Source organism: Microcoleus sp. w1-18aA5 (genome assembly GCF_036701705.1).
Taxonomy (GTDB): Bacteria; Cyanobacteriota; Cyanobacteriia; order Cyanobacteriales; family Microcoleaceae; genus Microcoleus.
This window is the reverse complement of sequence record NZ_JAUPTE010000004.1, coordinates 134,271-152,710: the sequence shown is the minus strand read 5'-3', so window position 1 is coordinate 152,710 and position 18,440 is coordinate 134,271. Positions and strand designations below refer to the sequence as shown.

Here is an 18,440-nt window from a genome sequence, read left to right as displayed (position 1 = left end):
AGTTTTTGAGCAACAGCTTGCCTTCTGCTAAAAGGCTGCTACTTTTAGCTGCACTGATTTTTTAGTCTAAACTACAGTAATCCAGATTAATTGGTAAAAACAGGCAAAAGAAAGTTTATTTTCTCTTGCCTGTTTATTATCCAAAAACTGGATTTGCTTTCAAGTTAAGCTCGATCGTGCTTAGCAATCACCCAAACAGCGTGAATGATGCCGGGAATAAAGCCCAAAAACGTGAGAACCAGGTTGATCCAAAAATCAGTACCGATGCCAACCGTCAAAAATACGCCCAGCGGGGGAAGAAAAATGGCAGCGACTATGCGAATTAAATTGTTCATCTCAGTTACTCCAACCTACATTTCTCTTTCAATTTAACTTCACTGACCAACCGAACCTTTCCCGAAAAACTTAGGCGGTGCTGCCATAGTGTAAACTTCGGTTTCAGCGGCGATTACCTGCCGTAAGTGACCGGGAAGCTGCATCAACCCCAACAGTGTAATCCCGTCGAACATCCGCAACCCGCCAGTTGTTTTCTCGGCGAGTAATTTGTCAGTAACTTCGGGATCTGGTCGCGTATTTATTTCTTGATTAGAAGCTATCGCAAAACCCCAAGGAGCTCCATAAGTAGAAATAAAGCTGGTGCAGGATTGAACATTGGAGAAAACAGATTTCAGGGTATTTACAATGCGAGCGTGCATTTTCATTTCTGCGGGAGAAACGGGGCCCGCTTGCACTACGAAATATCCGTTAGGTGACATTACGCTGCGAACTTTCTCAAAATACTCTTTGGTAAACAACTGGAAAGATGGGCCTTCTTCAATGGGATCGGACAAGTCAGAAATGACAATATCCCAATCATTGTCAGTTTTATCTAAATAGTCCAAAGCATCGCCAATTACTACTTCGCAGCGGGGGTCGTCAAAGGCGTTTTGGTGCATTTCTGGGAGGTGTTCGCGGCAAGCTTCTACTACTTCGCCGTCAATGTCGATCATCACGACTTTTTCAACTGTTTTCCAGCGCAGCACTTCTCTAATTGTAGCTCCTTCTCCGCCGCCGAGAACGAGGACTTTTTTGGGGCTACCGTGACAAATCATGGCTGGGTGTACCAAGGGTTCGTGGTACAGAAACTCGTCGCCTGTACAAGATTGCCACTTACCGTCCAAAACTAAGCCTTTGCCGTAAGTACCGGTCTGAACTACGTACATTTCTTGATAGGCTGTTTTCTTGTAAGCAAGCACCGCGATGACGCCATGAACGTAAATATCCCAGGGGGTAATGTACTCGCTCATCCAAAAGTCTGCACGAACTTCGCTACCTGACATCAATTACTCTCCAAATATAAACTGCTGTGTCGATGTTGTCACAAGTAGTAGTTCTTAACACAAAATGGTGCGGGTGTGTGAGTACGATCGACACATTAAAGTGAGATTTCGGAGGAATGGTATAGTGTGATTGCGTTCTGGGAACTCGCAAGTGGCTTGGTACTTGAGATTGCTTGTGGGCGATCGCGCGCCCAGTCGATCGCACTTTTCCCATCGCCCCCGGTCGATCGCACTCACATTTAATATTTTCGCCAGCAACGCCGGCGGGTTTTGTACAAAGGTTGTCTGAATCGGGCAATTTTTCGCGCTGGGCCGACCTTTATAAGTTTGCGATCGGCCTGCTTATTTATCAATAATCCGATAAAAACCCCACCAATGTGAGAGCATGGAATAAAAATAGCGATCTGTTTTAACCAGATTTGTTATTAATAACTTGACAATTTGAATGTATCTTAGATAAAATTTTTCAATCCACCAATACGAATGGAATGTTAGTTTTGTTTGACAAGAATGCAGGCTCTATGTGCGACGAATTTATAACTAAGTAAAGGTTACAACTAAATTCTGTAATAAAAACGCTCTTACACTATTTTTCTTTTCAAAAAAATAGCCTATGGAACCAACAGACTGGGAAAAAATAATCAAAAAGCTGGAAAATGAAAATCTAATTTTGCGGAAAAAACTAGAAAATTCGGAAGCCGAACGCAGCCAATCAGAAGCCCTTAATAAAAAAAAAGAATCTTTGTTAAAAATACTAAGTGAGGATTCGAGAGATTCAGAAAAAAAATTAAAAGCAAGAATATCTACACTAGAAAAAGCTCTGAACAACCAGCAAACTATGCAGCTCAAATTAATCGAAGCCGAAAAAATGTCGGCTTTGGGCATTTTGGTAGCTGGGATCGCCCACGAAATAAACAATCCAGTTAACTTCATCTATGGCAATATTACCTATGTCAATGACTACGCAGGCGACATTTTAAAATTGCTCGCAATGTACCAAGACCGGTACCCCGAAACAGATGCAGAGATTGAAGATTTTTTGGAAAAAATTGACATCGACTTTCTGCGCGAAGATTTGTTAAAAACTATTTCGTCAATGAAAGTTGGCTCCGAGCGTATCCGCGAAATTGTGCTAACTTTACGCAACTTTGCACGGGTAGATGAAGCTGAAAAAAAACCAGTTAATATTCACGAAGGCATTGAGAGCACCTTGTTAATTTTGCAGCACTTAACTAAAGAAAAATCAGGTATTTCCGCTATAAAATTCCTTAAAAATTATGGCTCTTTGCCCAAGAGCGAGTGTTATGCTGGGCAATTAAATCAGGTGTTTATGAACATAATTAATAATGCTATTGATGCCCTGCGGGAGCGAGAGCAAAAGTCTTCACGGGAGGAGATAGAAGCCAACCCTCTCCAGATGACCATTACTACTTCTATTATTTGCGAAAATTGGGCAAGAATTAGCATCAAAGATAATGGTTTAGGGATGAGTAAAGCTGTAAAATCGAAAATTTTCGATCCGTTTTTTACCACCAAACCAGTTGGTCACGGGACGGGTTTGGGGCTGTCCATTAGCTATCAAATTATTGTGGACAAACACGGCGGGAGATTGGAGTGTATCTCCGCAATTGGAGAAGGGACTGAATTGGTGATCGAGATTCCGATCGCCAAATCCCGCAGCTAAGATCGATCGATCGAGCTAAACTGAGGGATAATGAAAACTCCCTTTGACCGCGGCTCCTCCTAGTTTGATGTGCAACCCTATGTCTACTGTCACTTTTGGTTTGTCAACCCCTATAGCGGCAGAGGCCGGGGCATCCTACGGCAGCAGCGAACCGCCACAGCGCCCCACCGTGCAAGCAGAGTGGATCGAGGTATTGGTGGACTCTCCTTTCAGGGTTGCGGGGGACTCGCCTGGGGAGGAAAATAAGTTATTTACCTATCGTTTACCTGCGGAACTTACCGTGCAACCAGGGGATATTTTGAGTGTACCCTTTGGCAGTCAACAGGTAGGGGCGATCGCGATTCGGTTCATTTCTCAACTGCCGCCCGACTTAGATCCCACAAGGGTTAAAGAGGTCGAAGATGTTGTCAGTGCGGGTTTTTTCCCACCTACTTACTGGGAATTGCTCGATCGCACTGCCACCTATTATTGCACACCTTTAATTCAAGTAATTAGAGCCTCACTGCCGCCCGGTTTGTTAAGCCGTTCCGTGCGCCGAATTCGCTTAATTAAGGACGCAATTTCTCCGAATGCCGAAACATTCCTCAATCCCGCAGCGAGTCAAATTTTGCAATTGCTGCAAGCTCAAAAAAACGGCGATTACACTTGGCAATACCTCCAGCGCCAAGTTAAGGGAAGTTATCGGGGATTGAAAGATTTATTGAAACGCGGTTGGGTAGAAAGTTATTTAGAACCTCCCACTCCTCCCAAACCACAACTCAAACCGGCAGTGACATTAATTGCTAGGGCATTTGTCACAGATTTAACCAAGCGGCAACAAGAAGTATTGGAAGTTTTGCGGCGCGGCGGCGGTGAAATGTGGATGAATGATTTGTTGAGAATTTGCAGCGCGAGTTCTTCCGTTGTCAAAGCTTTGGAACAAAAAGGTAGCGTTGTAATTGACCAAAGGGAAATTCTTAGGGGCGATCGCGGAATTTCTCAATTGCCAGATGCACCCAAAACTTTAACTCATTTTCAAGCTCAAGCCTTAGCGTTTATTAACTCTTTTTCGGGATTCCGTCAAGTGCTGCTGCACGGCGTTACAGGTTCCGGGAAAACGGAAGTGTATTTGCAGGCGATCGCCCCAATCTTAGCCAGCGGCAAATCCGCCCTCGTACTCGTTCCCGAAATCGGCCTTACACCGCAACTTACAGACAGATTCCGCGCCCGTTTTGGCGAGCAAATTTGCGTGTACCACAGCGCCCTATCCGACGGCGAACGTTACGATACATGGCGTCAGATGCTGACTGGAACACCGCAAATTGTCATCGGCACGCGATCGGCCATTTTTGCGCCTTTACCTCACCTCGGCTTAATTATCCTCGATGAAGAACACGACAGCAGCTTCAAACAAGACCAACCAGCGCCGTGCTACCACGCCCGCACCGTTGCCAAATGGCGCGCCGAATTAGAAAATTGTCCCTTAATTTTAGGTTCCGCAACGCCAGCTTTAGAGACTTTTGTCGGGACGCGCCGAGATTATTACTCGTTACCAAATATCCATTATTTATCATTGCCCGATCGCATTTATTCCCGCCCGATGCCGCCCGTGGAAATAGTCGATATGCGCCAAGAATTGCGGCAAGGGAATCGCTCAATTTTTAGTGCTTCCCTGCAAAATGCCTTGGAACAATTGCAAGCCAGACAACAGCAAGGTATCCTGTTTATTCACAGAAGAGGACACAGTACCTTTGTGTCTTGCCGGAGTTGCGGCTATGTGATGGAATGCCCGAATTGCGATGTTTCTCTGTCTTATCACCACGTAGGCGAAGCAACAGCAGAAATATTGCGCTGTCACTACTGCAACCACACGGAACGACACCCCCAAAACTGCCCGGAATGCCGTTCTCCCTACTTCAAAAACTTTGGTAGTGGCACTCAGCGAGTAGAACAGGAATTAACCCGATTATTTCCCCAATTGCGGGCAATTCGGTTTGACAGCGATACGACTAGAAATAAGGGCGACCACCGCAGACTGTTAACGCAATTTGCTAATGGGGAAGCTGACATTTTGTTGGGTACGCAAATGCTGACGAAAGGGTTAGATTTAGCTGGAGTCACATTGGTGGGAGTTGTGTCTGCTGACGGGTTGCTAAACTTATCCGATTATCGGGCAAGCGAACGAGCTTTTCAAACATTAACTCAAGTCGCCGGCCGTGCGGGCAGAGGAGACGATCCGGGGCGGGTAATTATTCAAACTTACACTCCCGAACACCGGGTTATTCAAGCAGTTAGGCGGCACGAATATGCGGGTTTTGTGGAAACAGAATTAGCAGAAAGAGCGGCGCTGAATTATCCACCTTCGGGGCGGCTGGTATTGTTGCGATTGAGCAGTGTAGATGCGGCGGAAGTTGCGGTGACGGCGGTACAATTGGCGTCTGTTTGTCAGGAGTATATTGAGCGATTGTCTGTACCGGGGTGTGAGTTGTTGGGGCCTGCACCTGCGGCGATTATGCGGGTGGCAAATCGCTATCGCTGGCAGATTTTGCTGAAGTTGCCTTTGGATGAGTCGGTGGATTTGTCGGATTTGATCGGGTTGCGCGATCGCACGCCGCGTTCTGTTAGTTTAATTATTGATGTCGATCCGTTGAATTTTGGTTGATTGGTGGTGTAATCGTAGGGTGTGTCAGCTTCGACAATTGTATCAATAATCGAAAATCTCCAAGCTGACGCACCTTAAAAGCTATGATACTTATCAAGCAAGGAATAAAATAATTATCTAATGCGTGTCATCAGCCGAAAACCACTGAGAGAATTTTGGGAAAAACACCCCAATGCTGAACCAAGTCTATTAATATGGTATCAGCGTACTTCTGAGGCTGAATGGCAAAATTTTGTCGAGGTACGCCAAGTCTTTCCCTCCGCTGACTTAGTAGGTAATTTTACAGTCTTTAATATTGGTGGCAATAATTATCGGCTAATCTGTTTTATTGATTATGAATACCAAATAGTATTCGTCCGCAGTGTATTAATTCATTCAGAATACGACAAGGAGAATTGGAAAAATGACGATTGGTTTGAAAACTCCTAGTAGCGATTACATTGAGTTAATCGTAGCTTTTCCCCCGCGCCCGATTAGTTGTGAAGCTGAGTTAATTGCTACCCAAAATCGGATTAATTATATTTTGGATCGCCGAAAACTGACGCAAGATGACCGAGATTACTTAAATGTGCTCGGTATTCTTGTCTATGATTACGAACAAAAACATGAGCCAATGCCTGTGCTGAAGGGGATTAAATTGCTCAAGGCTTTGATGGTTGAAGCTGAGCTTTCAGAAAAAGACTTGGTTGATATTTTTGCTACTGAGTCTCTGGTGGCTGAGGTGTTGAATGGTAACAGGGAACTGACGGTGAGTCAAATTCAGAAATTAGCTGAGTTTTTCCACCTATCGCCTGCGGCATTTATTGAGTGAACTTAATCGGATTCCCACTCTCGCTCGATTCTTTCTAAGTCTTTCGCGGCTCCCAATTGTTGAAATATTTGATGGGCACTGTTGTAATGTTGTTGGGCAAGTTCTGGGTTGTTACGTTTGCGGTAAAGTCGTGCTAAATCATAGTTAGCCTCCGCAATGTTGCTAGATTCTCCCAGTTCTTGGAATTTCGCTAAATAGTCTTTTAAAAGTGGTTCTGCCGCATCTAAATTCCCCTTAAGCATTTCGATTTCTCCCAAACAACCGATCGAACTTGCTATATTAGAGCGATCGCCCAATTTTGTCTTAAATTCCAAACATTGTCGGTACAATTTCTCAGCTTCATCCCAATTGCCGAGATTTTTCTCTATATTTCCCAATAGTCCCCAACAAATTGCCATACCAGACCGATCTCCTAATTCTGTCCTTAATTGCAAAGATTGCTGATACAATATCTCCGCTTTATCCCAATTGCCACGTCTTAACTCGATATCTCCCAATAGCTCCCAGCAAGTTGCTATACCAGAGCGATCTCCCAATCCTCTCTCAACTTCCAAAGATTGCCGGTACAATCTCTCCGCTTCATCCCAATTGCCGCGATTTCGCTCGATATCTCCCAATTGTCTCCAACAAGTGGCCATACCAGAACTATCTCCCAATTCTGTCTTAAATTCTAAACATTGTCGGTATAATCTTTCAGCTTCATCCCAATTACCACGCTTTAGCTCAATATCTCCCAATACTCCCCAACTACTTGACATAACAGAGCGATCGCCTAATTCTGTCATAATTTCCAAACATTGTCGGTATAATCTCTCTGCTTCATCCCAATTGCCACGCCATCGCTCAATATCTCCCAATTGTCCCCAACAAGTTGCCATGCCAGAGCGATCTCCTAATTCTGTCCTTAATTCCAAACATTGTCGGTACAATCTCTCAGCTTCATCCCAATTACCGCGATTTCGCTCAATATCTCCCAATTGTCCCAAACAAGTTGCCATACCAGAGAGATCGCCCAATTTTGTCATCAATTCCAAAGATTGCCGGTACAATCTCTCTGCTTCATCCCAATTGCCACGCTTTAGCTCAATTTCTCCCAATAATAAACTAATTATCATAACAAAGGGAACATCTGGCAATTCACTGAATTTTTCTAAAATTTGTTGATAATACCACTCAGCCTCATTCAGATTCCACATTTCTTTTGCTACCCATCCTAACAGTAAATAGGCAATAGCTTGCAAGTAAATATTCCCTACTGCTTGTGCAATCTCTAAATATTCCTGATAAAAAACCTTTGCTTGTGACCAATCCCGCAACTTCTGAAAGACATTACCCAAACCATATAAAGCATTAGCTTCCCCGTGGCGGTTTTCCTGTTTGCGGGCAATTTCCAGCGATTTTTGATAGGCATTCACTGCCGCCAAAAATTGTTGCTCTTGCTGATAAGATTCTCCCAATCCCTGGTATACTTGAGCTTGCAGCGCTAAATTTTTTGTTTCAACAGTCAACTCCAATGCTTTTTCTAAATATTCTCTCGCTTTAGCTGGCTTTTCTTGACTGAGATAAGCAACTCCTAATTGATGTAAAATGTTGCTGCAAGCACTAGGATTTTTTTCAGAACCAGAATGGCTCGGACTGTATTCCATCAACAAAGACTCTAAAAGTTCTATTCTTTCTTTCTTCTCCGGTGGGTTTAATGTCCTAAAAATTTTTTCCAGATCGAGAGTCCTAGCAACGGCATCATCTCTAGTAGCTTGAGTAGTTTTAAAGAGAAACACACCAGATTTCCACGCCCAAAAATCCGGTGCAAACTTCGCCAAACGAGTAATCGCATAGTCCGGCAAAACAAACAGGATCGGATGGGGAACGCTGGTTTTATAAGCATCTCGCACCCAATTAAGGTCTTGTAATACTGGAGGATATTCGTCAAATTTGCCGATCGACTTTTCCAATCCCCGCACAATTAAAACTAATTTTTTATTTGGCTCTCGCTTAATAGTAGGTAAAATCTTGATAATTTCATCTCGGAGAAAACGCAAATTCTCATCAAAACTCACAACTTCAAATTGAGTTTCTTGAGAAATCGGATGATTTTTCAATCCCTCAATTAGCAAATCCGCTTCCGCATTAAAATTAACTTCTGCAAACCCGATAGTCAAATTCTCCGAAAAATCAACAAACGTCAAAAGTTGAGTAAATGCTTGCTGATTGACAGCTAAAAATCGCCCAATTTGTGAATTACGATCGTTCTGGGTTAACATTGGATTCTCTGGCATCTCGGAGAGCTTTTTGGAATTCTTCATTTTGCTTCACCACCGGATTCGGATAGTTCCATCGATTTTTGCCGTTGTATTCCAAAACCGAAAGATTGAATAACATCAACTCACTGATTTCATCTTTATTAATATTTTTTGTCAAACAAACTTGAGCTAAAAGTGGATAATGATTTTGCGGGATAATCCGTTCAAAATTAAATTGTTCTTGTTTGATTGCATAGGTAACATCTTCAGCCATTATTTTATCGTGACCGCGACCTCTAGCTGTTATGGAAGCAGTTCGCATAATCTGGATGAGTTGGCGAACATGACCACCGCTGGCTTTTGCCACTTCCAGCAATTGTTCGCGGGACTCAAAGATTGTGTCAACTTCAACTCGGCGTTCGATTAAACTAGCCATAGCATTTAAGCTAACTTCATTGTAGTTTAAGTCACAGCTATCTCGATTAAATTCATAAATATTGACCATCGGGACTATGTGAGGACAGTCAAAATTCTTGACGGCATTTTGAGACGAGTACAGAGCTCCCAGCGGAACTGTATAAATCATCGTACAGTTCAGTTCTTGAAGTTGAGCGGCATAGTCAAAAAATAAATGGTTTGCCACCTTGGGAGGAACGCGGTCTAAATTATCAAAGATAATTAAAAAACCTTTATAGTTAGGAAACTTTTTACGCAGCTTTTTGAGAGCATCATTTAACAGCAAGTTGATATCGGCTTTCAATCGAGAGATATCTTTTTCTAAAGTTTGGCGAATTGTTTTTTTCTGCTTATCAGAACCTTTAATTTGTGCCAGTAATTTTACCAACAACTTCGCTAAAAATGGAGCTTCCGGCCCCAAAGTTGCTTCTCCTTCGATGCTGATGGAACTTTCAACGGTTCGTTCTGTTTCTTCGGTGACATCCTTAAACCAAGCCTCAAAATTATCCATCAGCCGAGAATCTAATTTCAGCCCCAGCCGGCGCATTTCAAACTCAACTCGCTTAATGGCAATTAAATAGAAATCTGTATAACCGACATCATTAATATCTGTCTCTTCGTTGACTTCCAGATAAATGACGCGATAATCTTTTTCCCACTCTTTTTGAATTCGCTTCAATTCGGTACTTTTGCCAGAGCCGCGATGTCCGGTAAACAGGATTGTGGTAAACTGTTCTGGTTCTTGACAGTCTAAAATATTACTGACACCTGCGATCGCTTCGGTTTTGCGAACTTCTGATAAATCGACATAATAGCGATCGAGATCTGCACCTTCTAAGGATTGGAGAGGATTACAGACTTGATAGGCAGTTTTGAGGGTAGTGGCGCGGTTGATAGGATGAGTAGTCATAAGTTTTTAATTTAGTATATTTGTTGCAGGAAACCTGAACAATTTATCAAAATTATGTTATTTTTGTACTTCTATTTTCTCAAAAACTTGGGCGATCGAGAATAAGTTCGCTCGCAATTCCTGTAGGGGCGGGTTCGCCAAAATATCTGACACCCAACCACAAATTATCTAAACCCGCCCTCCCCCACCCAAATATTACGATTTCTCAGGATTTCGGTTATTTCGTAGGGTGGGGGCGGGTTTACAAGATTTACGGTTTTTTCCTCGAAATCTCGGCGAACCCGCCCCTACCAGCCCATGAACCAGCGGAAAATGAATAAGGGCGATCGACCCCCTACCAACTAAGGCAAATCCGTGCTCCCCATCAGATAAAGGTCGCACTCCCGGGCCACGCCGCGCCCTTCATTAATCGCCCAAACCACCAAACTTTGTCCCCGGCGACAGTCTCCAGCCGCGAAAACTCCCGGAATGCTGGTTGTATATTTTTCGTGTTCGGCTTTCACGTTGCTGCGGGCGTCGCGTTCCAATCCCAGCGCATCCAGCAAGGGCTGTTCCGGGCCGAGGAAGCCCATCGCTAGCAAGACAAGCTGTGCGGGCAACACTTTTTCGGTACCCGGGATGTGGTTCGGAATGAACTGCCCTTTCTCGTTTTTCGCCCACTCCACCTCAACGGTGTGCACAGCTTTGACATTGCCGTTTTCGTCGCCCTCGAACTTTGTCGCCGTGGTGAGATAGCCGCGGGGGTCGTCGCCGAATTTGGCTGCGGCTTCTTCTTGGCCGTAGTCGAGGCGGTAGACTTTTGGCCATTCGGGCCAGGGATTGTTGGCCGCCCGTTCCGAGGGCGGTTTGGGCAGGATTTCTAGCTGTACCAGGCTTTTGCAGCCGTGGCGAATGGAGGTGCCCACGCAGTCGGTGCCGGTGTCGCCGCCGCCGATGATCACGATATCTTTGCCTTCGGCGGAGATGAAGTTATCGTTGGTGCTCTTGTCTAAAACTGCTTTGGTGTTCGCAGTCAGGAAGTCCATTGCGAAGTGGATGCCTTTTAATTCGCGGCCGGGGATGCCCAAGTCGCGGGGTTTGGTGGCGCCGGTACAGAGGACAACGGAGTCGTATTCTTTTAGCAGTTGTTCGGCTGGTAAGTCTTTGCCGACTTCGGTGTTGCAGACGAATGTCACGCCTTCGTCCTCGAGGACTTTGAGGCGGCGCATTACGACTTGTTCTTTGTCTAGCTTCATGTTGGGGATGCCATACATTAGCAGGCCGCCTGGTCGATCGGCTCTTTCGTATACTGTTACCCAATGACCGGCTTTGTTGAGTTGCGCGGCGGCGGACAAACCGGCGGGCCCGGAACCGATGACGGCGATTTTTTTGCCGGTACGTTTGGCGGGCGGTTCGGCAGTAATCCACCCTTCATCCCAGCCTTTGTCGATAATCGAGGCTTCGATGTTTTTAATCGTGACTGGCGGGTTGTTGATGCCGAGCACGCAAGCGCCTTCGCACGGTGCGGGACAGACGCGGCCGGTGAATTCGGGGAAGTTATTCGTTTTGTGGAGTCTGTCTAGGGCTTCTTTCCAGAGTCCGCGATATACTAGGTCGTTCCATTCGGGGATGAGGTTGTTAATCGGGCAGCCGCTTGCCATGCCGCTGATAATTGTGCCCGTGTGGCAAAACGGAATGCCGCAGTCCATGCAGCGCGCGCCTTGGGTGCGGAGTTTGTCCTCATCCATCGGCAGGTGAAATTCGTCCCAGTTGTGGACTCTCTCGACTGGTGAGAGTTCGGAGGGCAATTCGCGCAAGAATTCGATAAAGCCTGTTGGTTTTCCCATAGTGGTGTTCTGGTTAGAATTTACTATTCTGGTAGTTTGTCAAAGCTGAAGCCTGTATGCTTATGAACTAACTATTGTCATATAAATTGTGGGCGATCGCACCTCAGATTGAGCAATTTGTACATGAAATCTTTAATATCGCCGGGAGTCGGGGAATTGTCGGCAGCGGTAAAATATAAATAGATGGACAGCAAAGAAACCGGGTTTTTTACGGGGATTAAAGGTTTTAAAGGTTATGAGGCTGTATTTGCGTCCATCAAACCCGGTTTCTACGTAATTTCAGCATTGGCTTATTCTCCGACGATCGCACGGCTACAGCCACATCTGGAAACCTTCGCGGGTTAACTCAGACGCCTTGCCAGCGTCAACTTTCAAGGGCCGTCCCCATCAGCAGGGCTCGAAATACAATACAAAAAGTTACAGGCCTTGCCAAATATTAATTTCAGGATATACTACTGTAAATCGGTCAGATATATGGAGTTAATACCATCAACTCCTAAAATAGGTACACAAAGTCATGAGCATTACAATTGAGAACGTATCGAAACACTTCGGCTCCTTCCACGCCATTGACAACGTGAGTTTGAAAATAAAAAACGGCTCTCTAGTCGCGCTTTTAGGGCCTTCTGGTTCGGGGAAATCGACTCTGCTGAGGATGATTGCGGGACTCGAACCGCCGGATAGCGGTCAGATTTACCTGATCGGGGAGGATGCTACCCAGCAGTCGGTGCAGGAACGGCATATTGGTTTTGTGTTTCAGCACTATGCTTTGTTCAAACACATGAGTATTCGGAAAAATATTGCTTTTGCGATGGAAATTCGCAAAGTGCCTAAAGACTCTATTCGCAGGCGGGTGGATGAACTTTTGGATTTAGTGCAGTTGACAGGTTTGGGCGATCGCTATCCTTCGCAACTTTCCGGGGGCCAGCGGCAGCGGGTTGCTTTGGCAAGAGCTCTCGCAGTTCAACCGAAAGTGCTGCTGCTAGACGAACCTTTTGGAGCATTAGATGCTAAAGTCCGCAAAGAATTGCGATCGTGGCTGCACAACCTTCACAAAGAAGTTAATATCACCACAGTTTTTGTGACTCACGACCAAGAAGAAGCTATGGAAGTAGCCGATGAAATTGTGGTGATGAACAAAGGTAGAGTCGAACAAGTTGGCTCTCCTGCTGAAATTTATGACAAACCGGCATCAGCTTTTGTGATGAGTTTTATTGGGCCGGTCAATGTGCTGTCGAATGCTGCGGGTTTGTTCGCCAGCAACGGCACAACGGCTCACAAGAACGGAGCAGCTCATTCTGAAGTAGTATTTTTGCGCCCCCACGATGTGGAAATTCAAACTAAGCCACAGTCGGGTTTTGCATTAGCAAAAGTCAGCCGCATCATTCATTTAGGGCGGGAAATACAAACCGAGTTAGTGTTAGAATCGGAGCAGGTAGTAACAGCTTACGTGAGTCGCGAGCGCTTCGATTCTCTACAGTTAACGCGAGATCAGCAGGTTTACGTCAAGCCCAAACACGCTATGACTTTCCCTGTTTATTCAATTTAAATCAGCGGCTGCATCTTACTCAAAATACTATCGGGGAGCTTCTACAAAACACTGCTGCCACATCGTTACCAGGCTCGTGCCTGGTAAAGCTGTCTCATGGCTCTAAATCGGAGATAGAGCCTCCTGAAATTCATTCCCAGGCAGAGCCTGGGAACGAGAAAAAGAGAAAAAAGAGAAATCTCAGGCAGAGCCTGGGACGGAGAACTAGAAACAAGATAGGTGAAGAATATGACTGCTAACAAATTCTTGAATTTAGCAACTAGCACTTTACTTGCTTATCGCCGTTACATCCAGGCAGGATTAACACTTTGTGCAGGATTGGGATTGTCTGCGATCGCCTCTTCAGTTGCGTACAATTGGGAATACAAATCCATGCAAGTCGAACTGCAAGACCGGCTGGACAAAATAGCTACAGACATTCAGAGGGATGTTAGCGGCAATTTAGAAATAATTCGGGCTGCTGGAGCATTTTACAGCGTATTTGACGGCGTTAAAAAACCAGAAATGAAGACATTTGTTGGTCCTGCCCTCTACCGGCATCCGAGCCTGAAGGCGATCGCTTGGCTGCCCCGTGTTTCTTACTCTCCCGAATTCCTAACAGATGAAATAGATTTAGGTTTAGATTTAAAAGCCAATCGGGTAGCGTTAGAAAACGCCACAAAAAGACAAGAAATTACCGCGACTGATCGCCAAAAATGGTCTTCCCAAAATCAACCCACCGTCTTCGTCTTCATGCCAATTTTTACTCAAAGTTCTGCTGACGATGGCGCAGAATTGCCGCCAAATTTACCTGATCGCTCACCAGAAAATTTGAAAGGTTTTACTTTGGGCGTTTTGCTGGTTGATGCGATTGTCAAATCGGCTTTACAGGAAACTAACCTCAACTTTGTTAACGTTTATCTTCAAGATGCCATGGCTCCTGAAACCGAAAAATTTCTTGCTTTTTATGAAGCTAAGACAAAAAGGATAATTACCGATGAAAACATTAAAAATAACATCCAAATTGGGGAAAGAGCTTACTGCCCGGACGGCAGCAGTTGCACCCGCATTCTCAATATTGAAAATCGCAGGTGGTTGCTGCAATTACGGCTAACACCCGAGTACATTAATCCTCTAAAATTTTGGCGTTCTTTGACTGTTTTGATTTTGGGGATAATCTTAACTTTGGTGGCGACACTTTATCTCATGAGCTTGTTAAATTATACCGAAAAAATTGAAAAAATAGCAGCAGAACGCACGGCTAAATCTAAACAACTAGAGCAAACTTTGCAAGAGTTGCAACAAACTCAAGCTCAACTGATTCAGCAGGAGAAAATGTCTAGTTTGGGTTTATTAGTTGCTGGTGTCGCCCACGAAGTCAACAATCCTATAAATTTCATTTATGGCAATATCCACCACGTCAGGGCATATAGTAGCGATTTGTTAGAGTTGGTAAAACTTTACCAAAAACACTCTTTATACCCTCAGTCGGAAATTTCAGAATATTTACAAAATATTGACTTTGACTTTCTCAGCAAAGATTTGCCCCAACTGTTGTCTTCGATGAAAATAGGAGCCGATCGCATTGTTCAAATTGTTCAATCTTTGCGGAACTTCTCTCGCTTAGACGAAAGCGAAATGAAACCTGTCAATATCCATGAAGGCATTGACAGCACTCTGCTAATTCTGCAAAGTCGCCTGAAAGCTACAGCCGATCGCCCGGCGATCGAGATTATTAAAAACTACAGCCATTTACCTTTAGTAGAGTGCTATGCCGGACAATTAAATCAGGTGTTTATGAATATTCTGGCTAATGCGATCGACGCCCTTGAGAGTTACAACCTCGATCGCGGGCCCACAGCAGCGAAAGCCAATCCGATCGCGATCGCCATAACCACAGAATATTCGATCCCCGACAAAATAATTGTGCGGATATCTGACAACGGCCCCGGTATGGCAGAAAATGTCAAAAAACGGCTGTTCGACCCCTTCTTTACGACGAAACCGGTCGGAAAAGGGACAGGATTGGGACTGTCCATCAGCTATAAAATTGTCGTAGAAAAGCACAAAGGTACGCTGCGCTGCGATTCGACACCGGGATTGGGGACGGAATTCTCGATCGAGATTCCGCTGCGACAAGAAGTCAGACAAGCACTACCGTTTGTTTCGCGGAAAATATCGGAGGCAGCTTAGAAGGGGCTGGGAAAGGAAAATTTTTTTCTCATTAACTACTGTAATTCGGTCGGATTACAGTATTATATGTAATAATGCCAAAACCAATACTGCTTTAAGCAGCTTAAACCGTCGGCACTGCCGATACTGTATAACCCAAGCACGGCGAGACTAAATATGTTCAGTGACTTGCAAATTATTTACGAACGCGACCCCGCGGCGCGCAACTGGCTGGAAGTATTATTTTGCTATCCCGGACTGCAAGCACTTTTTTTGCACCGGATAGCAAACTGGCTTTATTCGGCTGGCCTGCCGTTTATACCGCGCTTGATTTCCCAAATGAGTCGCTTTTTAACAGGTATTGAGATTCACCCAGGAGCAAAAATTGGTAGGGGGGTGTTTATCGACCACGGTATGGGGGTGGTCATTGGCGAAACGGCGATCGTTGGAGATTATGCTGTAATTTATCAAGGAGCGACCATTGGCGGCACGGGTAAAGAAATAGGAAAACGGCATCCAACGCTGGGAGAAAATGTAGTGGTAGGAGCAGGTGCTAAAGTTTTAGGCAATATTCAAATTGGCAATAATGTTCGGATTGGTGCGGGTTCGGTAGTGCTGCGGGATGTCCCTAGCGATTGCACAGTTGTGGGAATCCCCGGCCGCATCATCTCTCGGAAAAAGCAGGTGGAAGATGCTCAAAATTCTCAAGGTCTACCGGATTTGGAAGCTCAAGCGATTCGAGCTTTGTTCGATAGAATTAAGAATTTAGAAGAGCAGGTTGCTTTTTTGAAATCTCAATTATCTCCGCTAACAACAACTGGATCAGAGCAAAAAGAGGCAGAAAAACATGAATTATTTATGTATTCTAATTTATTTATTACAGATTTTTTAGACGGTGCAGGAATCTAGTTAAATTTCAATTTATATAGATTTTTTCCGACAAGACTATCCTGCTACCCTGGTACAAACTAACTTTAATTTATTCAGTAACTGGCTATGACTATTGCTTCTCTCTCCACTAAAACATTTGATGAAACGAGCAGACATATATTCTCTCGCCGCTCGCACTTGCCGAACAGAAGCAATGCTTTGTGGCGAATTGAAACTGGAGTAGTGCGAACTGTAACGTGGCTTGAAGATGGCACAATTATCACCTTGGGATTGTGGGGGCCTGGTGATACGATCGGCAAACCGATATCAAAATGCGATCCTTTTCAAATTGAATGCCTCACTAAAGTCGAGGCAATTCTATTATCTGGCGATCGCTGGCTCAATAAAGATATTTTGCTCACTCACATTCAGCAGGCTGAAGCTTTTATGGTAATGCGAGGTTACAAAAGAGTTGATTTTATGCTCTATCAACTATTAACTTGGCTGGCTAAGAGGTTTGGTTCTGAGGTAGAGCAAGGACATCTGATAGATATGATTTTAACGCATCAGGACATTGCAGAAATCATCGGCACAAGTCGCGTAACAGTCACTCGCACCCTCGGTCATTTTGAGCAGCAAGGCTTGATAGATCGTCTGCCACTCCACCGGATTATTCTGCAACCTTCCGAGGTGTGGCACTACGAAATCTAAGGGTAGAATCAATGTCTCGCACGCGCGTGCGAAGCTATTCCGAAGGGAATCGCCCCAAAATTCCTGTATCCTTCGCTACTAAAAAAAACTATTGACTTTCTGAGACTGTCTGTGCAACAATCAACAGCTATACCTATAATATACGGTAAATCAATCAACTTTAAGGTGATTACTGGAGAGAGCGATCGACTCTCTAGCAGCGAGGAGCTTTTTGTGCTTTTCGACAGAGACAATACAAGAGGAAAGAAAATGAAAACTAAATCCCTGAAAGCTCGATTTAAAAGAAACAAAATAGGGGCATTAATTGCCGTCCTAGCGGTGCTGGCGATCGCAATTCCTCTGTTCCCATTTTTCCAAACCCAAGCAGCGGAATCAAAAAGTAAAATTCAATTCGTTTCCCCCGCGTGGGTTGCCCAAAACGCCAGCGACAAAAACCTGCGAATTCTCGATGTCCGTACCAATCCAATGGACTACTTTATCGGGCATCTTCCCAACGCAGTCAACATCGCCGACAACACCTTGCGCGGGCCGGACAGTGGTTTGCCAGTACAGTATCTAACGCCGGATAAACTGGGGCAATTACTGTCGCGGGCAGGAGTAACAGACAACAGCCGCGTCTTAGTTTATTCCGACGGCAGAGACATTCTCGGCGCGACAATGGTTGCTTACGTATTGGAGCGATTGGGACACTCGGACATCGCAGTTATCGACGGAGGTTATGCGGGTTACAAAGCAGCTCAAACTGTGACGAAAGAGTTTCCAAAATACGCGGCTGGTACACTGACTGTGCGCGACAACAAATCAATTCGTGTCACCCTGGATGAAGTCAAAAATTTAATTGGCAAAGCAGGCGTCACATTCATCGATCCCAGACCGGAAAAACTATTTCAAGGGGAAGAAAAAATCTGGACGCGCAACGGACACATTCCCGGCGCTCGCAACATTCCCTGGCCGACTTTTACCGATGCTGAAAACCCGCACAAGTTGAAGTCTCTCGACGAAATCAAGCAGATTTTGGCAGCTAAAAAGATCGATCGCAACAGCGACATCATCGTTACTTGCAGTACGGGGCGGGAAGCAACGCTGCAATATGTAGTTTTGAAACACTTGCTGAACTATCCGAAAGTCAGAATATACGAAGGTTCTTGGACTGAATACAGTCAGACTAATTTACCTGTAGAAACTGGTCCGGAACAAGCAGTGTAGAAAACAAATCTGTAGTTAACAGCAATTTGGGCTAAAAATTGACCGAAGAGGTAGAATGAAAACAGC

Annotated in this window: 16 protein-coding genes; 10 read left to right on the top strand and 6 right to left on the bottom strand. The window is 44.8% G+C overall.

Features of this window, described 5'->3' with window-relative positions; all coding sequences use genetic code 11:
- Positions 1 to 164 precede the first annotated feature (164 nt).
- The 3 genes from Q5691_RS02965 to Q5691_RS02955 are packed head-to-tail and all read right to left on the bottom strand — an operon-like array spanning position 165 to position 1,617.
- Positions 165 to 335: a YqaE/Pmp3 family membrane protein gene (locus tag Q5691_RS02965; RefSeq protein ID WP_333071975.1), complete on the bottom strand. Its 171-nt coding sequence runs from the start codon at positions 333 to 335 to the stop codon at positions 165 to 167.
- 39 nt (positions 336 to 374) lie between these two features.
- Positions 375 to 1,319, bottom strand: coding sequence for a fused MFS/spermidine synthase (locus Q5691_RS02960; protein WP_333210091.1), 945 nt, complete (start codon positions 1,317 to 1,319; stop codon positions 375 to 377).
- Positions 1,309 to 1,617, bottom strand: a complete 309-nt coding sequence (locus Q5691_RS02955) for a hypothetical protein (protein ID WP_333231721.1) — start codon at positions 1,615 to 1,617, stop codon at positions 1,309 to 1,311. Before Q5691_RS02955 ends, Q5691_RS02960 begins: the two co-directional genes overlap by 11 nt.
- 315 nt (positions 1,618 to 1,932) lie before the next feature.
- On the opposite strand from Q5691_RS02955, the gene Q5691_RS02950 reads away from it, so the two are divergent.
- The 4 genes from Q5691_RS02950 (at position 1,933) to Q5691_RS02935 (ending at position 6,455) form a co-directional block, all read left to right on the top strand.
- Positions 1,933 to 3,003: an ATP-binding protein gene (locus Q5691_RS02950; protein WP_333343877.1), complete on the top strand. Its 1,071-nt coding sequence runs from the start codon at positions 1,933 to 1,935 to the stop codon at positions 3,001 to 3,003.
- A gap of 79 nt (positions 3,004 to 3,082) precedes the next feature.
- Positions 3,083 to 5,644, top strand: a complete 2,562-nt coding sequence (priA, locus tag Q5691_RS02945; RefSeq protein WP_333343876.1) for a primosomal protein N' — start codon at positions 3,083 to 3,085, stop codon at positions 5,642 to 5,644.
- 120 nt (positions 5,645 to 5,764) lie between these two features.
- A complete protein-coding gene (locus Q5691_RS02940) occupies positions 5,765 to 6,073 on the top strand; it encodes a type II toxin-antitoxin system HigB family toxin (protein ID WP_333310847.1) in 309 nt (102 codons plus the stop codon).
- Positions 6,048 to 6,455: a transcriptional regulator gene (locus Q5691_RS02935; protein WP_333310845.1), complete on the top strand. Its 408-nt coding sequence runs from the start codon at positions 6,048 to 6,050 to the stop codon at positions 6,453 to 6,455. The genes Q5691_RS02940 and Q5691_RS02935 overlap by 26 nt, the downstream gene beginning before the upstream one ends.
- A 2-nt stretch (positions 6,456 to 6,457) precedes the next feature.
- Here Q5691_RS02935 and Q5691_RS02930 read toward each other — a convergent pair whose 3' ends face one another.
- The 3 genes from Q5691_RS02930 to gltD all read right to left on the bottom strand — a co-directional run bounded on the left by Q5691_RS02930 (position 6,458) and on the right by gltD (position 11,887).
- The gene (locus Q5691_RS02930) at positions 6,458 to 8,716 is read right to left on the bottom strand and encodes a tetratricopeptide repeat protein (protein ID WP_333310843.1); all 2,259 of its coding nucleotides are present in this window, start codon (positions 8,714 to 8,716) and stop codon (positions 6,458 to 6,460) included.
- On the bottom strand, positions 8,694 to 10,061 hold the full coding sequence (locus Q5691_RS02925; RefSeq protein WP_333310841.1) for a P-loop NTPase fold protein: 1,368 nt from the start codon (positions 10,059 to 10,061) through the stop codon (positions 8,694 to 8,696). Before Q5691_RS02925 ends, Q5691_RS02930 begins: the two co-directional genes overlap by 23 nt.
- Before the next feature lie 341 nt (positions 10,062 to 10,402).
- Positions 10,403 to 11,887 (bottom strand): glutamate synthase small subunit, encoded by a 1,485-nt coding sequence (gltD, locus tag Q5691_RS02920; protein ID WP_333343875.1) that lies wholly within the window; start codon positions 11,885 to 11,887, stop codon positions 10,403 to 10,405.
- A gap of 183 nt (positions 11,888 to 12,070) precedes the next feature.
- Here gltD and Q5691_RS02915 point away from each other — a divergent pair, with 183 nt between their 5' ends.
- The 6 genes from Q5691_RS02915 (at position 12,071) to Q5691_RS02890 (ending at position 18,374) form a co-directional block, all read left to right on the top strand.
- Positions 12,071 to 12,232 carry a hypothetical protein gene (locus Q5691_RS02915; protein ID WP_333343874.1) on the top strand — a complete coding sequence of 54 codons (162 nt, stop codon included), beginning with the start codon at positions 12,071 to 12,073 and terminating at the stop codon, positions 12,230 to 12,232.
- 172 nt (positions 12,233 to 12,404) lie between these two features.
- Entirely contained in the window at positions 12,405 to 13,436 is a 1,032-nt protein-coding gene (locus Q5691_RS02910; RefSeq protein WP_333210106.1) for a sulfate ABC transporter ATP-binding protein, read from the top strand.
- A gap of 228 nt (positions 13,437 to 13,664) precedes the next feature.
- Positions 13,665 to 15,608 carry an ATP-binding protein gene (locus Q5691_RS02905; protein ID WP_333343873.1) on the top strand — a complete coding sequence of 648 codons (1,944 nt, stop codon included), beginning with the start codon at positions 13,665 to 13,667 and terminating at the stop codon, positions 15,606 to 15,608.
- A 156-nt stretch (positions 15,609 to 15,764) separates the two neighbouring features.
- The gene (gene cysE / locus Q5691_RS02900; RefSeq protein WP_333210110.1) at positions 15,765 to 16,496 is read left to right on the top strand and encodes a serine O-acetyltransferase; all 732 of its coding nucleotides are present in this window, start codon (positions 15,765 to 15,767) and stop codon (positions 16,494 to 16,496) included.
- Between the two features lie 87 nt (positions 16,497 to 16,583).
- Positions 16,584 to 17,168, top strand: a complete 585-nt coding sequence (locus Q5691_RS02895) for a Crp/Fnr family transcriptional regulator (protein WP_333210112.1) — start codon at positions 16,584 to 16,586, stop codon at positions 17,166 to 17,168.
- Positions 17,169 to 17,417: 249 nt separating this feature from the next.
- On the top strand, positions 17,418 to 18,374 hold the full coding sequence (locus Q5691_RS02890) for a sulfurtransferase (protein WP_333343872.1): 957 nt from the start codon (positions 17,418 to 17,420) through the stop codon (positions 18,372 to 18,374).
- The last annotated feature ends 66 nt before the right edge of the window (positions 18,375 to 18,440 follow it).

What these genes read in the sequence shown, in the direction of transcription:
- Q5691_RS02965 (WP_333071975.1), bottom strand. Translation starts at nt 335, where the DNA reads ATGAACAATTTAATTCGCATAGTCGCTGCCATTTTTCTTCCCCCGCTG.
- Q5691_RS02960 (WP_333210091.1), bottom strand. Translation starts at nt 1,319, where the DNA reads ATGTCAGGTAGCGAAGTTCGTGCAGACTTTTGGATGAGCGAGTACATT.
- Q5691_RS02950 (WP_333343877.1), top strand. Translation starts at nt 1,933, where the DNA reads ATGGAACCAACAGACTGGGAAAAAATAATCAAAAAGCTGGAAAATGAA.
- priA (WP_333343876.1), top strand. Translation starts at nt 3,083, where the DNA reads ATGTCTACTGTCACTTTTGGTTTGTCAACCCCTATAGCGGCAGAGGCC.
- Q5691_RS02940 (WP_333310847.1), top strand. Translation starts at nt 5,765, where the DNA reads ATGCGTGTCATCAGCCGAAAACCACTGAGAGAATTTTGGGAAAAACAC.
- Q5691_RS02935 (WP_333310845.1), top strand. Translation starts at nt 6,048, where the DNA reads ATGACGATTGGTTTGAAAACTCCTAGTAGCGATTACATTGAGTTAATC.
- Q5691_RS02930 (WP_333310843.1), bottom strand. Translation starts at nt 8,716, where the DNA reads ATGTTAACCCAGAACGATCGTAATTCACAAATTGGGCGATTTTTAGCT.
- Q5691_RS02925 (WP_333310841.1), bottom strand. Translation starts at nt 10,061, where the DNA reads ATGACTACTCATCCTATCAACCGCGCCACTACCCTCAAAACTGCCTAT.
- gltD (WP_333343875.1), bottom strand. Translation starts at nt 11,887, where the DNA reads ATGGGAAAACCAACAGGCTTTATCGAATTCTTGCGCGAATTGCCCTCC.
- Q5691_RS02915 (WP_333343874.1), top strand. Translation starts at nt 12,071, where the DNA reads ATGGACAGCAAAGAAACCGGGTTTTTTACGGGGATTAAAGGTTTTAAA.
- Q5691_RS02910 (WP_333210106.1), top strand. Translation starts at nt 12,405, where the DNA reads ATGAGCATTACAATTGAGAACGTATCGAAACACTTCGGCTCCTTCCAC.
- Q5691_RS02905 (WP_333343873.1), top strand. Translation starts at nt 13,665, where the DNA reads ATGACTGCTAACAAATTCTTGAATTTAGCAACTAGCACTTTACTTGCT.
- cysE (WP_333210110.1), top strand. Translation starts at nt 15,765, where the DNA reads ATGTTCAGTGACTTGCAAATTATTTACGAACGCGACCCCGCGGCGCGC.
- Q5691_RS02895 (WP_333210112.1), top strand. Translation starts at nt 16,584, where the DNA reads ATGACTATTGCTTCTCTCTCCACTAAAACATTTGATGAAACGAGCAGA.
- Q5691_RS02890 (WP_333343872.1), top strand. Translation starts at nt 17,418, where the DNA reads ATGAAAACTAAATCCCTGAAAGCTCGATTTAAAAGAAACAAAATAGGG.